16 protein-coding genes are annotated in these 15,218 nt (G+C 57.2%); 9 read left to right on the forward strand and 7 right to left on the reverse strand.

Annotated features, from left to right (window positions below):
• Positions 1-206: 206 nt before the first annotated feature.
• The 4 genes from IJL83_06310 to IJL83_06325 form a co-directional block, all read right to left on the reverse strand.
• Positions 207-488: a hypothetical protein gene (locus tag IJL83_06310; GenBank protein MBQ6553207.1), complete on the reverse strand. Its 282-nt coding sequence runs from the start codon at positions 486-488 to the stop codon at positions 207-209.
• Positions 485-727: a TnpV protein gene (locus IJL83_06315; GenBank protein ID MBQ6553208.1), complete on the reverse strand. Its 243-nt coding sequence runs from the start codon at positions 725-727 to the stop codon at positions 485-487. The genes IJL83_06310 and IJL83_06315 overlap by 4 nt, the downstream gene beginning before the upstream one ends.
• Before the next feature lie 53 nt (positions 728-780).
• On the reverse strand, positions 781-975 hold the full coding sequence (locus IJL83_06320) for a hypothetical protein (protein MBQ6553209.1): 195 nt from the start codon (positions 973-975) through the stop codon (positions 781-783).
• Between the two features lie 211 nt (positions 976-1,186).
• Positions 1,187-1,867 carry a hypothetical protein gene (locus IJL83_06325; GenBank protein MBQ6553210.1) on the reverse strand — a complete coding sequence of 227 codons (681 nt, stop codon included), beginning with the start codon at positions 1,865-1,867 and terminating at the stop codon, positions 1,187-1,189.
• 97 nt (positions 1,868-1,964) lie between these two features.
• On the opposite strand from IJL83_06325, the gene maf reads away from it, so the two are divergent.
• From maf to acpS, 4 genes are read left to right on the forward strand one after another with little or no spacing between them, the layout of a single operon-like run.
• Entirely contained in the window at positions 1,965-2,531 is a 567-nt protein-coding gene (gene maf, locus IJL83_06330; protein MBQ6553211.1) for a septum formation protein Maf, read from the forward strand.
• Complete coding sequence (locus IJL83_06335) at positions 2,509-3,285, forward strand: TIGR00282 family metallophosphoesterase (protein MBQ6553212.1); 777 nt, start codon at positions 2,509-2,511, stop codon at positions 3,283-3,285. The genes maf and IJL83_06335 overlap by 23 nt, the downstream gene beginning before the upstream one ends.
• A gap of 25 nt (positions 3,286-3,310) precedes the next feature.
• Positions 3,311-3,835, forward strand: a complete 525-nt coding sequence (locus tag IJL83_06340; GenBank protein MBQ6553213.1) for a hypothetical protein — start codon at positions 3,311-3,313, stop codon at positions 3,833-3,835.
• A gap of 49 nt (positions 3,836-3,884) precedes the next feature.
• On the forward strand, positions 3,885-4,256 hold the full coding sequence (gene acpS / locus IJL83_06345; GenBank protein ID MBQ6553214.1) for a holo-ACP synthase: 372 nt from the start codon (positions 3,885-3,887) through the stop codon (positions 4,254-4,256).
• A 389-nt stretch (positions 4,257-4,645) separates the two neighbouring features.
• Here acpS and IJL83_06350 read toward each other — a convergent pair whose 3' ends face one another.
• The 3 genes from IJL83_06350 to IJL83_06360 all read right to left on the reverse strand — a co-directional run bounded on the left by IJL83_06350 (position 4,646) and on the right by IJL83_06360 (position 8,535).
• Positions 4,646-6,190, reverse strand: coding sequence for a cobalamin-dependent protein (locus IJL83_06350; protein ID MBQ6553215.1), 1,545 nt, complete (start codon positions 6,188-6,190; stop codon positions 4,646-4,648).
• Positions 6,191-6,305: 115 nt separating this feature from the next.
• Entirely contained in the window at positions 6,306-7,466 is a 1,161-nt protein-coding gene (locus IJL83_06355) for an ABC transporter permease (protein ID MBQ6553216.1), read from the reverse strand.
• Positions 7,467-7,485: 19 nt separating this feature from the next.
• The gene (locus tag IJL83_06360) at positions 7,486-8,535 is read right to left on the reverse strand and encodes an efflux RND transporter periplasmic adaptor subunit (protein ID MBQ6553217.1); all 1,050 of its coding nucleotides are present in this window, start codon (positions 8,533-8,535) and stop codon (positions 7,486-7,488) included.
• Between the two features lie 188 nt (positions 8,536-8,723).
• Between IJL83_06360 and IJL83_06365 the strand changes: the two genes are divergently transcribed.
• The 5 genes from IJL83_06365 to IJL83_06385 form a co-directional block, all read left to right on the forward strand.
• The gene (locus IJL83_06365) at positions 8,724-13,184 is read left to right on the forward strand and encodes a metallophosphoesterase (protein MBQ6553218.1); all 4,461 of its coding nucleotides are present in this window, start codon (positions 8,724-8,726) and stop codon (positions 13,182-13,184) included.
• A 187-nt stretch (positions 13,185-13,371) separates the two neighbouring features.
• Complete coding sequence (locus IJL83_06370; protein MBQ6553219.1) at positions 13,372-13,908, forward strand: hypothetical protein; 537 nt, start codon at positions 13,372-13,374, stop codon at positions 13,906-13,908.
• A 4-nt stretch (positions 13,909-13,912) separates the two neighbouring features.
• Complete coding sequence (locus IJL83_06375) at positions 13,913-14,428, forward strand: hypothetical protein (GenBank protein MBQ6553220.1); 516 nt, start codon at positions 13,913-13,915, stop codon at positions 14,426-14,428.
• Between the two features lie 75 nt (positions 14,429-14,503).
• Positions 14,504-14,752 (forward strand): sporulation transcriptional regulator SpoIIID, encoded by a 249-nt coding sequence (spoIIID, locus tag IJL83_06380; protein MBQ6553221.1) that lies wholly within the window; start codon positions 14,504-14,506, stop codon positions 14,750-14,752.
• A 234-nt stretch (positions 14,753-14,986) separates the two neighbouring features.
• A partial coding sequence (locus IJL83_06385; GenBank protein ID MBQ6553222.1) for a hypothetical protein occupies positions 14,987-15,218 on the forward strand: 232 nt, incomplete at its 3' end.

Here is a 15,218-nt window from a genome sequence, read left to right on the forward strand (position 1 = left end):
CTGGTTCATGTCGATCATCTACGCGATCCGCGATTTTTTCAGATCCTTATTCGGATAAAAAGCAATCACAAACTAATCTAAGCTGCAGATACAACTGCCCCCGCCGTAAAAAGCGGGGGCAGTTAACAAAAATAAAAGTGCGTGCAGTCAACATATAACGAATTACATTAAAGATTCAGCGGCGGGAACGACCCCGCCGCTGTGCGTTATGTGATTCCTTTTGTGAGCGGCATGCCTGCCTCGATCATCAGTTTGACACCGAGACGAAAGCCGTAGGAGAACGCCTCGACTTCGGCAAATGAATGCATTTCGTTCATCGCCTCGTCGTAATTTTCAAGTGTTTCCAGTTGTCTGTCGGTCAGCGTTTCGGCAAGCTCGTCCCGCTTCCTGCCCATCAGCGAGAGCAGGTGCTTATACCGCCGGTTCTCAGTCAGTATCGTCTCGTGCGGGTTTACGTTGCCATACCACAGATCTTCAAGCAGGGTCATAAGCAGATCACCTCCCGCAGAACGATTTCCTCGGCGCGATTTCGGATATTGTTCATGCGCCCGACCCAGTAGAGCTGATCGCGGCGTTTCATCGCCTCGTCCACGCCCTCGTCCTTCGCCATCTGTTTTACAAGCTGAAATAGCATTCCTTCCGCCTGCTCGTCTACCTCTCGTAGATACTTCTTCAAGCTGCCGTTCATACGCATCACATTGACGACGGTGGGCTTGTTTTCTTTCAAATACCGGTAGTGTTTCTGCCCTCAAACCCCGACTTGTCCGATCCAACTGTCCTTCATTTTGATACCTCTATAACCTTGATTTTCTTCGTCGGAGCGTCGATGATCTTGATCAGCAGTTCGTTCACGACCTCCACGCATCCGTCCTCGTCGATGACCTGCTTGCGGTATTCGTTGATCCCCTTGACCAGCGCCCGCCATTCAAAGTCGTCCAGTACAATTTGCCTCTTAGGCTGCTTTATGTATTTCACAGCGTTCCCGCCTCCTTTCACCCATATTGTAGCGCGGAGCGGCGAAAAAGACGAATGTGCGGAACGTTTTTCTAAATAGAAAAATACCGGGACTACATTACTGTAATCTCGGTATTATCTTGCCTTTACCGCGCTAATTCAGTTGTTTTTGACCGTTTTCAAATTACTGCCTTATCACGGTCGGACATTTTGCTTCGCTCTGTTTTTATGCCTATATTATCTCGATCATCCCGCCGTAGTCGGTCAACACGCCGTCGCACAGCGGCGCGACATCGACTCCGCGCGCGGCGGCGAAGGCGAGGACGCGTTCGCCGTCCGGGTGCGTCAGCGGATCGCCGAAAAGCGCGAGCTTGCCGCCCGCCATGCCTCCGCACCCGCCGATGAAGCCGTAGTCGTAGCCGTCGAGCGTTATATTTCCCGGCGTTATACGCAGCACGTCCGCGCCCGCTTTTTCGCACGCGGCGGCGACGTTCACGTCCGCGGTAATCACTCCGCCGGGCAGCCGCAGCGCCGAGCAGGAGCAATAGCCCTGTTTGCAGTCTATGATCCGGGCGCCGCGTTCGCGGTAATACGAAAGTATCGCGCCGTCGGTGTGCGCGATATTGCATATAAGCGCGCCGTTCAGCTTAAAGCAGTTGTAGCGCACGTCGGCGGGGTAGACGGCTCCGGGATCCGCCTCTCCCGCCCGCGCGGAAATGGCTTCGGCGAGGAGCGCGGCGAGTACTTCGGGCGCGCATACCGGTCCGTCCGGCGAGGCGTGTATCAGCATATCCGGGTGCGCCGCAAGCGCCCCGGGCAGCGCCTTCGCCGCCGGGACCTTCACGACCTTACCGGTCAGTTTTTCGAGCCGCCGGATCGCCTCCGCCGGCAAATTTCCGTTCACAATAACCATAACAGTATCATAACACAACTTGCGCGGAAAAGATATTGCTATTTTTGATATATGATGATATAATTTATACGGAAAGAATTGCGAAAGGGGACGCCGGATGAAAATAGTGCTCGCCTCCGCGTCGCCCAGACGCGTCGAACTGATAAAGCTTATCGCGCCGGAGGCGTTATGCGTCCCCGCCGATATTGAAGAAACAACCCCCGACGGTATGCCGCCGGAGGAATGCCCCGCCTACCTCGCCGAGCTGAAGGCGAAGGCGGTTGCGGCGCGCTTTCCCGACGCGGCGGTCATCGGCTGCGACACCGTCGTCGTCATCGACGGCAAAGCGCTCGGCAAGCCCCGCGGCGAAGCGGACGCAGCCGCTATGCTCCGCGAGCTTTCGGGCAGGACGCACGTCGTCGTTACCGGCGTTTACGTCGCTTTCGCCGGCGGCGGTTTCGGCTTCTCCGAACGCACCGAGGTCGAGTTCCGCGCGCTGCGCGGGGAAGAGATCGCCGACTACGTCGCTTCCGGCGAGCCGATGGACAAGGCGGGCGCGTACGGCATACAGGGCGCGGGTTCAACGCTCGTGCGCCGCATAAACGGAGATTTTTACAACGTGATGGGCATGCCCGTAGCGCGGCTGAAAGAGGAGCTTTTTAATGAACGTATTATTTCTCGGTGACGTCGTCGGCAGGCCCGGCAGGGAAGCGGTCGCCGCGAAGCTGCCGGCGTTCAGGCGCTTTCAGGCGATAGACTTCTGCATAGCGAACGGCGAGAACTCCGCCGACGGCGACGGAGTCACGGAGGCGTCCGCGGAGGCGCTTTTCTCCGCCGGAGTCGACGTCGTGACCGGCGGCAACCATTCCTTCAAGCGCCGCGAGGCGTACGATTACATTGCGGAAGCGCCCTACCTGCTGCGTCCGGCGAATATTTCGCCCGCCGCGCCCGGCAAGGGGCTCTGCGTTTACGATATGGGCAGGTTCGCCGTCGCGGTTATCAACCTCGTCGGCGCGTCGTATATGGATCCCTGCGACAACCCGTTCCGCAAGGCGGACGAGTTGCTCGCCTCGCTCGATCCCTTCGTCAAGGCGATCGTCGTCGATTTCCACGCGGAAACGACGGGCGAGAAGCGCGCGCTCGCGGAATATCTGGCGGGCAGGGTCTCCGCCGTTATCGGCACCCACACCCACGTTCAGACCGCGGACGAGCGCGTCCTTGAAGGCGGCACCGCCTTCATCACAGACGCGGGTATGTGCGGACCGACGGACTCCGTCCTCGGCGTCAAAAAGGAACTCGCGATAGAGTTTATGCTCAACAGAATGCCCACGCGCTTCGCCGTCGCGGAAGGAGAAACGGCGCTCTGCGGCGTCGTCATCCGCATCGACGAGGCGACCGGAAGAGCGGAAAGCATCGAAAGAATACAGATAATCGCCTGACGCTCCGCGTCGGAAAGAGGCAGATATGCAGAATTATTACGAAAAAATAGTCAGACGCGTCTGGCGCGCCGCGGATTACGTCCGCGTCGCGCTCATAGCCGCGGGCACGCTGATACTCATAGCCGCGGCGATAATTTCCGCCGGACTGCTCTCGCGCTACGGGCTCAGTATCCTCGTGCCGATCCTTTCCGTCGGCGCGGTCGTCGGCGCGTGGCATCTTATCGGCACCATGCGGACAGAATACGAATACAACTACTTCGGCGGCGAGATAGACCTCGACGTCATAACCGCGAAAAGCCGCCGCCGCAGAGTCGCGACGGTCAACGTGCGCGATTTTGAGGCGTTCGGCAAATACTCCGACCTGAAGAAGACGAAGCAGCAGTTGAAAAACGACTACGACAAGCGCTGGTTCATGTGCTCCGCGCCGGAGAATCCCGACTGTTACTACGCCGTTCTGCGCCACGAGCACAAGATAGCGCTGCTCGTTTTCGAGCCGAGCGAAGAGATGCTCGCCGAGATGCGTGCGGTCGCGCCCAGACTTTTCAGATAGTTTTTCGGAGATATACACAGAATACGCACAGTTGAAAGGAGAATGAAGGATGATTTACGGAATAGGAGTCGATATTGAAGAGGTCGGCAGGATAAAGGCCGTCATCAAGGGAAGGGAAAACTTCATAGAGCGCTTTTTCTCAAAGGCGGAGGGCGAATTGTTCGCCGAAAAGCGCTTCAATCCCGAGACGATCTGCGGCAACTTCTGCTCGAAGGAGGCGTTCGTTAAGGCGCTCGGCACCGGTTTCAGAGGCATCACGATGAAGGATATTGAGGTGCTCCGCGACGAGCTCGGCAGCCCGTATTACCGCATCAGCGGTCAGCTCGGCGAAAAGCTGAAGGATAAAGGACTGAAATGGCATCTTTCCCTCAGTCATACCGCCCAAACGGCCGTCGCTTTCTGTATTATAGAGAAGGAATAACGTCAACCTGCGCCGCGCGATCCTGCGAAGGCGGAAAAACCCCGTAACAGCGCGCTTTCACGCCGTATCGGATGATGATTGTCACCCGATACGGCGATTTTTCGTCCCCTTTTGCGCTCGCCGGAACCCTGTATGAATACAACCGATATGAACGATATTCATATAAATACCGTTCATATATAGATTATCCGGCTATATTTTCGGAAATCTGCGCCGCGTTTCGCAGTATCGCCGGCGGGAGCGAAAAACGCTCCTTCAGAGGCGATAACGAGGTCGGAAACGCAGAATTGATGCCTCCGCGCCGCGAAAACCGCAAAAGCGCCGAAACAGCCCGAAAACATAAAGAATCCCCGCCGAGTCGGCGGGGATTCTGACGTTTATCGGGTGTTTCAGCTCGCGGCCTTCGCTTCGCCGTTTTCCTTGATTCTGTTGCGCTTGCGGCGCAGGAAGAGGTAGAGCTTGGGCATCTTGCGGATGACGAAGCGCTTTGTGCGGAGGATCGCGCGGTGGCGCAGATCATACTGCCAGTTGAGGAACTTGCGCGGCACGAGCTTGCTGGTGAAGCGGCGGTCGTACATCTTCTCGAACATCTTTCCGAGCCATCTGGGGCGGTACTTCGCGCAGCGCTTGTAGCGCTTGATGTACTTGTGGAAGAAGTTGGAGGCGTAGAGCACCTCGTGCGGCGGGTAGTCCTCCTGATAGAAGGGGACCTTCATATCCGCGGGGATAACGTCCGGGAAGGAGCCGCATTTACTCGCGATATCCGCGAGCACGGTGTGCGGGTAGGGGTAGAATATGTTGGGTATGACCTTGTCGGGATTGAGCTGAACGTTGAGCTTGATCGTTTCAAGCGTCTTCGCGAGCGTTTCGTGCGGGAGACCGACGATGTTGTAGGTCATCGTCGTGAAGTCGTACTTGTGGAACCACGAGAAAGCGTTGATCATCTGCTCGTTGGTCATCATGCGCTTGCAGTACTTCATTCTGATCTCTTCGTTGCCGCTCTCGACGCCGACGTCGATCAGATAGCAGCCCGCCTTCTTCAGCGTTTCGACAGTCTTCTCGGTCATGATATCGAGGCGCAGGTTGCAGGTGAAGGGGAGGTGTATCTTCTCGGTATACATCTCCATGAAGGGGTAGAACCAGTCGTCGTACATATTGAAGATCGCGTCGCGGAAGTTGAAGAACTTGATGTTCGGGAACTTCTTGAGCAGCGTCTCCAGATAGAGCATCGCGTTCTCGGGGGAACGGAAGCGCGCGTATTTTTTCTTATTCGGGTAGACGTTGCGGAACTGCGAGTTTCCGCAGTAGGTGCAGGAGAAAAGACAGCCGCGCGACATCATGACGAGCGCGGTGTCGAGGCGCATGCACTCGAGATTTTTGTAGTCGAAAAGATCGAAGTCGGGCAGCGGGAGCTCGTCCAGATTCTCGAGCAGCGGGCGGACGGGATTGCGTATGATCTCGCCGTCGGGCTTCTTGAACCACAAGCTCTGTATATCGTAGTAGTCGCCGGTCTTGTATCTCTGCGCGAGCTCGAGCGAGGGGTATTCGCCTTCGCCGATGCATACGCAGTCGACGCCGGGCACTTTGATGACTTCTTCCGGCTCGATCGTCGCGTGATAGCTGCCTATCCAGATGAAGCAGTCGGGGTCGGCCTCCTTCGCCCACTTCACAAGGTCGGAAACGTATTCGAACGCGGTCGTGCGGCAGGAGATGCCGATAAGATCGTAGTCGAATTCCTTGAGCTTTTTCTTGAACGTTTCTTCGTCGTATTCATAGACGATATGCATTAAGCTGACCTTGTGGCCGCCCTGCTTGAGAACGGCCGAGATGGAAGCGAGGCCTTCGCTCCAGTTGCCGCCGGTGTTGCGCTTTTCGGAAGCGGCGCTGACGAAATCGGGGTATACGAGAAGTACTTTCGTAAGTTCGTTATCCATTATTTGCCTCCGGGTAAAATTCATACGCAACCATTATATACCTTATCCGGCGGAATGTCAATTAAATAAGACAAAAAAGAAGACGAAAAACGCGGGTTTTCCGTCTTCCGCGAATTTACCTCCGCAGCGTTTCCGCGGGCCGCAGCCGCGCCGCCTTCAGCGCGGGGTAGACTCCGAAGACTACCCCCGTCCCGCAGGAAAGCAGCAGTCCGGCGAGCACGACTTGAGGTGAAATGTTCAGCGCCGCGCCGGTCGCCAGCTTCAGCGCGAGAGCGGCGGCGAAGGTGAGCGCGACTCCGACTGCGCCGCCGAGCGCGGAGATGACGGCGGACTCCGTCAGAAATTCCGCGACGATGTGTTTCGTCCGCGCGCCGAGCGCCTTCTTAATGCCGATCTCGCGTCCGCGCTCGCTGACCGAAACGAGCATAAGCGTCATTATCATCAGCCCCGCGACGAGCAGGGAGATCCCGCCGATCCCGCTGACTACCGCGGTCACCGCGTCGATGATGCCGGCGTATTTGTCGCGCTCGCGGTCGATATCGGTGACTGAATACGCTTCCTTATCGCCCGCTGTGGCGTTGAGTTTTTTCAGTACTGCGGCCGCGACGGCGTCCGCGCGCTTCGGTTCCGCGTCGATGCTGATGCGGTCGAATCCGCCGACGCCCGCGGCGTCGCTCAGCGTGGTGTATGGCAAATGCGCGAAGGCGGGGAAGCTCTGTCCGGTCAGCGTCGCGATAGTGCCCGTTCCGGCTTCCGCCACTCCCACAATCTTCAGCGGGATATCCTTCCCGTTTATCCGCAGCACGAGCTCGTTTCCGCAGACGTTTTCGCGGCCGAACGCCTGTGCCGCCGCGTCCGCGGAAAGCACGCAGACCCGCGCCCGCTCGCGCACCTCCTTTTCGGTGAACGCTCTGCCGTGGAGCACGTTCAGTTTTGTGACCCTGCAGACGTTGGCGCCCGCACCGATAAGCACGGTGTTCAGGTCGGTCGAGCGCAGGCGTGAGTAGGCGTAGCGGATTATTATCGGAGTGGCTCCGTCCGTAACGGAGCGCACCTGCGACAGCTGCGCTTCGGTCAGCGGGTAGTCCTCGCTTTCGATCGAGAGTCCGCTGAACCCGAGACCGTCTATTTCGCTGATTATTACCTCCTTTCCCGTCATGCCTATCGATATCACCGTGACGACGGAAAAAACGCCTATCGCGATACCGATGACGGCGAGAGCGGTGCGGAGCTTTTTTCGTTTGAGGTTTCTTATATATGCGCCGATCTTATCCATTTATTTTTATAATACCGTTTCAGTTGATTTTTCTTATTGTCACCTGCTTGCCGGAACCGATCGTACCGTCCGCCTCGGATATGACAAGGCAGCCGGATTCGATGCCGCTCACCTCTACGCAGTCGTCCAGTTCCGCGCCGGTAGCTACGCCGCGGCGGTAGGCGCGGCTGCCGAGCAGGACCCAGACGAACTTCCCGTCGGAGTCTTCGTTCAGAGCGGACCACGGTACCGTCAGCGCGTTGCTTTTGCGCGAGAGCACGATCTTCATTTCCGCCGTATAGCCCGCCTTCAGCTCGCCGTCGGGGAAGTCGATCTCCGCGAGGCACTCCACGGTGGAGCGCCCTCCGGAAACGCTTTTCGCCACCGGCGAGATTTCCTTCAGCGTCGCGGTGTATTCGCCTTCGAAGGCGTCGCCGGTCACGACGCAGTCGAGCCCTTCCGCGAGGGAGGGGGCAAAGCTCTCCGGCAGCTCGCACTTTACGAACAGCGCGGACGTGTCGCAGATGCGGAGCAGGGGAGCGGAGCCGTCCGCGTACGCGCCGTCTTCGATCGCGAGGTTCGCGACGACTCCGTCGGCGGAAGCGGTGACCACGTCCGGCACGAGCACGAGCAGTTCGCTCGTCGCGCCGCTTGCGTTTCCGCCCGCGGCGTCGTCTGAGAAGGAGGAGAACATATTGCCGACCGCGTTTGTGAAGTAGTCGGCTATAAGCCCGTCAAGCAGCTTCGATACCTGTTCGCCGTCTTCGCGGGAGTTGTTTTCGGCGGCCTCCCAGAGCGAAACCGTCGCGGCCTTGTCGACGGAGAAGAGCGGATCGCCCGCCCTGACGCGCTGTCCGTTTTTAACGTAGACCTCGTCCACGGTCAGTCCGGCGGCGGTGTAAAGATCCTTTGCGTACCGCGGCTCGATGACGCCGGAGCATTCGACAGTGTCTTCGATCGTCCTGCTCGTAACGCGCTTGGCTGTGACCGTCGGCAGTGTGGAACGCACTACCGTCGGCGCCGCGGCGGCGGCTCCGATGAAAAGCGCGGTCAGCAGCATAGTAACGATGTATTTCTTTGCTTTCTTCATTCTTTCTCACCCGCTTTTATTTTGCCGTGACTGTTCGGAAATATCCAACGCAAAGGCGCAAAACAATGCTTTTTCACGCAAAAAATCGTTGACATTTCGTGCGCGTTCGTTATAATAAAAGTATGGAGTGTTATCACTTACGGTGGGGGATTGTTCCCGTGCCGAATCTCCGAAAGGAAGGTATGATTATGAAGAAGACGTTATCAACTTTGCTCGCCGTGTGTATGCTCATCGGCATATTCAGCGGCGTCGTGCTTTTCTCAAGCGCGGCAAAGACCGACGACTCCTACACCTACGTTCAGCTTACGGGCGTCCAGGACTGGACCGCCTCGGATGTGGCGAGCATGGTGACCTTCGGCGCGAGCTACGCGCTTTCCGATAAGGGTCTTATCGGAAACGCGACGCAGTCGGTTGAGCTGACCGTCACCGATACGAGCAAACAGCGCTTCTGTCTTGCGACCCAGAGCAAAAACGGCGGCTTTCTCGCGAAGAATCCGTTCCGCTTTGCGGACGCTTCGCAGGGGTATAAACTCTCCGACTTCGACGGTATAGCCATCGCCTTCTCGGACGCGGACGGTAACGAGATCCCGCTGACCCAGTTCCAGGTCCGCCTTATGCGCGACGCGACCGACTGGGGCAGTTACTGGCTGTACGAAGGCAACTACTACGATATGAACGTCGTTTACGCGAACGGCTACTATCACCTGAAATTCGACGATTACAAGAACCTCTCGAACGGCGAGATTGACAACATAAGCATTCTTTCGGCGCTGTTCTATAAGTCGATCGCCGTCGGCGACAAGGCGTACATCTCCGACATATGCGCCTACACGAAGGGCGACCCCGTCGAGCCGCCGGAGGAGAAGGAGTACGAGTACCTCCAGCTCGACGGCGTGCAGAAGTGGACGCAGGCGAATCTCGCGCAGACCTCCGCCAACAACGGTCACGTCAACAACGTTACCGCGACCTACTCGCTTTCCGATCAGCAGCTCGTCGGCGCCGCGACGCAGTCGATAAAGGCGGTCAAATCGCAGTCCGGCGGCTTCAACTGCCTGGTCAACAAGGCGTATGACTCCAACGACATCGCCTGCCCGTCTCCCTGGAAGCCCTCCGACGGCGTCAGCAAGCTCTCGGACTACGACGGCGTTATGATCGCGGTCAAGGACGCGAACGGCAATATGCCCGTTACCAGCCAAGTCAGACTCCGTATTCTGACGAGTCCGGCTCTCAACGGCTGGCAGGTTTTCTATATGAGCACGAACAGCTATGAATACACCGAAGACGGCTACTATATGTTCCCGTTCACCGGATTCAGCGGCTACACGGGGCTGATGAAGGATATCGACAGCGCGCAGGGTATTTCTTTCCTGCTTGACGACGGTCCCTACACCGAGTATTATTTCTCCGACTTCCTCGCCTACCGCGAGAAGCGCGACGTAGACTACTCCGCGCTCGAATCCGCGCTCGCCGCCCTCGAGGGAACGCAGGCGGCGCTGGACTACCCCGACGTTATCGCCGCGGCGCAGGCCGTCCTCGATAACCCGAACGCCACGCAGGAAATGATCAACGAGCAGGTGGTAATTTTGAAGAGACTTATGCGCGAAACTCTGCCGGCGGTGCAGTTTGACGAAGACAACATCGTCTTCACCTTCGGCGCGGTCAGCGATATCCATATCGACGGCACGCTCGGTTCGAGCACTACCAACAAATACCTTAACGCCGCGCGGCTGCTGAAGAAGTACTCCGGCGGCAACATCGACGCGATAACCGTCGACGGCGACTTCTCGCAGAGCAGCTACAACGACAATATCCCGCAGGCGTACAAGAGCATAAACGACGAAGTCTTCGGCGAAGACATCAAGTCCTTCTTCATCACCGGCAACCACGACGCGCAGGGAAGCGAGTGGAATCACATCAATTCCTTCTATACCCAGCTCGGCAGCTACTGCACCGAAGACGAGCCCGGCACCAACCTTGCCAGAGGCAACCGCCACATGGTAATCAACGGTTACCACTTCATCGGCGTCAACATGATGGACTACTGGAACAGCCAGGAAGCCCGCTTCGATCCGCAGGATCTCGTATGGCTCGACACCGAGCTTGCCGCCGCCCGCGCCGCGGCGCCCGGCAAGCACATCTTCGTTTACACCCACGCTCCGGTGTTCGGCACGACCTACGGCTCCGACCTTTACACCGGCACCTGGTGGGGCAGCAGGAGCATATACGACCACCTCAAGGATTACCCCGAGGTCGTGACCTTCGGCGGACACGTCCACTTCCCGCTGGAGGACGAACGCACCATCTATCAGCGCGACTTCACCTCGCTGAACTGCGGCAGCGTTCAGTATATGGCGATCGAGAACGGCTACCTCGAGAGCGGAAGCAAAACCACGATCGACCCCGACTCCTGGGCTGTTTCCGACGGACTTATGCTCCAGATCGACGCCGGCGGCAACGTAAAGATCACCAGGATCGACTTCGGCAGAGACGCGATCATCAAGCAGCCGTTCTACATTCCTGCTCCCGATCTCGTGAACAAGACCAACCTGATGTACTACGACGACTACCGCTTTGAAGAAGCCAACGAAGCACCCGCGTTCCCCGAGGACGCGACCGTTACCGCGGCGATAAACGGCAGCAACGTCGAGGCAAACTTCACCGCCGCGAACGACGACGATATGGTCCACCGCTACGTCTTCGAGATCACCGGCATTCCCAGCGGCAGAAAGACGAGCGCCAAGAGCTTCTCCGAATTCTACAACTACCCGCAGGTCAGGGATATGCCGAAATCCTACAGAAGACTGATTCCCTACACCGCGGCGTCCGGCGACAGGGGCTTCGAGCTCGCGGTCTACGCCGTAGACTCGGGAGGCAAGACGTCCGAGCCGATCATCTACAACTCCATCGTCGGCGAGCCGGATATAAAAACGCCGTCGGGAATGAACCTGATAAACGCCTTCTTCATCACCGGCGAACCGCAGACGACCGGACTGAACGGCCTCTCGGTCACAACGAGAGGCGATGCGATAAAGAATAAGACGAAATACGGCTTCTCCGGAGCGGGGGACAGCCGCATGACGATCTTCGCGCCATCGTCCGCCGCGACGCTGACGGCTCGCAAGTTCGCGATCGAAGCCGCGTTCGAGGTCGGCACCGTCGGCGCGGAGCAGTACATCTTCAGCTGCAGCAAGGACGACAAGGGCTTCTCGCTCTATCTGACCGCGGACGGACACGTCGCCTTCGATATGTACACGACCGAGAAGTACTCCGTCGTCTCCGAAGAAAACGTGAACCCCGGCGAATACCACAGCGTGATGCTGAACTTCCAGTCCGGCGTCCTCACGCTTTATCTTGACGGCAGCAAGTCCGGCGAGGCCGAGGTCTCCGGCAACGCGAAGTACAACACCAACGTCGGCTACACCGTTGCCGCGCATATCGTGACCGGTTCGACCTACGGCGATTTCTTCGACGGCGTCGTTTACCAGGTCGGACTCGGCAGCTCTAATATTACCGCCGAGAACGCCGCCGATCGCGCCGTGGAATTCGAGAACGGCTGGAACTATAAATACGTTCAGTCGATTTACAACGAATACGAAGCCGTGAAGGAGGCGCTCGCGCTCAACGCGAACGCGAACGAATCCGCCAAGAAGATCCTCAACAACTATCTTGTCGAGCTCGAAGCCGCGCTCAACGCGGTAAGCGTCAACGAGGCGTATATCAACACCGTGCTCCGCAGCGAAGCGGTCGCCGAAGCGCTCGCCGACTTCGGCGTCGCCATCGAGCTGCCCGAGCTCAACGCGCCCGTTGTCGGCGGAGTCGCCGACGGCGAGACCTACACCGAGCCCGTCACTATCACGTGGGACGAATCGACCAACGCCGAGCTCGATCACGCGCCCTTCGAGAACGGCTCCGTTGTCAAGACCCCCGGCGAGCATCGCCTGTTCGTCCAGAATAAGTACGAGTCTACCGCGGTCTACTTCACCCTCGATATCGAGTATGAAGAGCCGACCGTCAGCGTCGAAGACGGCGCGGAATTCAAGCTTTCCGACTTCGGCGAAGGTCCGCTCGTCGTGACCTGGACTCCGGAAGAAGCCACCGCCACGCTGAACGGCGAAGCGTACACGCAGACCTTCATAGAAGAGCCCGGCGAATACACGCTGGTCGTCACCAACGGCGACAAGAGCGTCACCGTTCACTTCACGATAGTGGACGATACGCCCGTTCCGGTCGTCAGCGTCGAAGACGGCGCGCAGTTCGACCTTTACAACGCGGCTGAACCGCTCGCGATAACCTGGACGCCCGAAGGAGCGACCGCCACGCTGAACGGTGAAGAGTACGCCGCCGGCACCGAGATCACGGAAGTCGGCGAATACACGCTCGTAGTCGTCAACGGCAGCAAGAGCGTGACTGTCGGCTTCACGGTCGTCGACACCACCCCCGCGTTCAAGAAGGGCGACCCGACCGGCAACGGCAAGATCGAAGTCGATGACGCGCTTGCCGCGCTCCGCGTTGCCGCGAAGCTCGCGGAGCCAACGCCCGAGCTCCTCGCGACCTGCGACATTGACGGCAACGGCAAGATCGAGGTCGACGACGCACTCGCTATCCTTCGTGTCGCCGCCAAACTCGCGGACGAGAGTTCGCTCGGATGATCGGGCGCGAACGCGCTGATATTCCGCCCGGGTCCGAATGACGAAGGACGCTGAATCACAGCAAAAGGACGGCTGTACGCCCCTTTGGGCGCGGCCGTCCTTTCTTTCATAAAATGTCTCTTTACTTTTCAGGTTGTTTCATATATAATATATACGACTAATATATACGACGATTATAAAGGAGGGCATGATCGTGTCCGAAATGTATGAGTTCGTGAATAAAAGTAAAAACAAACGCAAGGGCAAACGCCGCAAAGAATGGAAGATCGCGGTTTTGATCGCTGTAGCCGTCGCTATTCTCGCCGTTATCGGCGGATTGCTTTGGAAAAACATGAGCGCAGGCCGCCGCTTCAGCGAGTTCTGCGGCAAGCTTTCCGAAAGCACGACGTACGCCTATAAGCACGCTTCCGCCATCGTCGAGAACGACGGTGAAACCTACAAACTCACGGCCGATAACGTATACGAGCTTTACCAGTGCGTATGTGTTTACGGACCGGGCAAGGAGCGCCGACGCGCTCCGGAGGGCGAAACCGTCACCGTGACGTACGGCAACGGCGCAGAACTGAAGCTCGTTAAAGTCGGCGACGGAAAAGAGGAGGAGTTGTATTTCTGCTATTCCGATTCCGAGAAATACTCCCACGTCTTCCGCGGTGATAACGTGCGGCTTTCCTATATAGTATCGCGCTATCTCGACAAAAGCAAAAACGAAGTAAAAGGCGGATGAAAGAATGGGTGATATCAATACGACAAATATGTACGAACCGGTAATTCGCAACGAGGGCAAGGGCCGCAGGTTCGGGGATAAAAAAATTCTTATCACGATAATAATCGTAGGTATGTTTTTTATCGGAATGATTTTCTCGTTCTGGTGGTATATGTCGTATTGGAAACGCTACGCGAACTTGAGCTCTGAGCTTTCCGCCGCCACGACCTTCGCCTACGCGCACGATTCCGCAAATGTAAAAATCGGGGGAGAGACCTACAAGATCAAGCCCGAAAACGCCTACGAGGTTTACCAGTGCGTATGTGTTTACGGGCCGGGCAGGGAACGCTTCAGGAGTCCGGAGGGCGACGCCGCCGAAATTGATTACGGCAACGGTGCGCGGCTTGAGTTGATACAGAAGGACGGCCGATTGTATTTTTGTTTCTTCGGCTCAACGGGCTTCGAGCATATATTCTATACGAGCGATATTGACCTTGACTATCTTGTGACCCGATACCTCGCGCCCGATAAGCAGGGCTGATAACGCTTTCCGACCGGCGCGGCATATCGCTCCGGTCTTCCGCATATAAATGACCGAAAGGCAGGTCGGTCATTTATGAACGCATCATACGAACGCCGCGCCGTGGATGTCGGCGAATATATTATTGAAAACAACGCCACCGTTCGTGCGGCGGCGAAGCGGTTCAGCATAAGCAAAAGCACCGTGCATAAGGACGTCGCGGAAAGACTTTCAGCCATAGACCCGTCGCTTTTCAGACAGGTGAGGGAGGTGCTCGACCGCAACAAATCCGAGCGCCACATCCGCGGCGGCGAAGCGACGCGCCGCAAATATCTCAAAAAGTGATCGCCGAGGACTTGCCAAACCGTTCGGGCTTGCAGAACCGGCGCTGTTTCGGCAAAAATTCATAATTTTTCATAAAAAAATCTATTGACAAATCGTGAATAGTATTGTAAACTATTAGCGTATGGTATGGGAAACCATAAAGTGCAATCAATCTTAACAAAAGAAAGGAATGCAGTTATGAAGAAATTTGCTAAACTCATGTCTGTCGTCCTCGCTATTGCCATGCTGTTCGCTATGGCTATCCCGGTAGCGAGCGTTGCGGCAGAAGACGAAGTCGCGGCTCGCGTCGAAACTGTCGAAGCGAATGCCGGTGACACTGGTGTTTCGGTTAAGGTCTTTATGGGGCACGAGCCTCACTGGAGCGCGGTCGGATACACCTTCAAGTTCGACGCAAGCAAGCTCACTTATAAGCTCTGGAGTTGGAGCCCCGCTCTCGTCAGCCAGCTGCTTGCCGGTAAGGGCTTTA

This window comes from Clostridia bacterium (genome assembly GCA_017438525.1).
GTDB lineage: Bacteria > Bacillota > Clostridia > Oscillospirales > RGIG8002 > RGIG8002.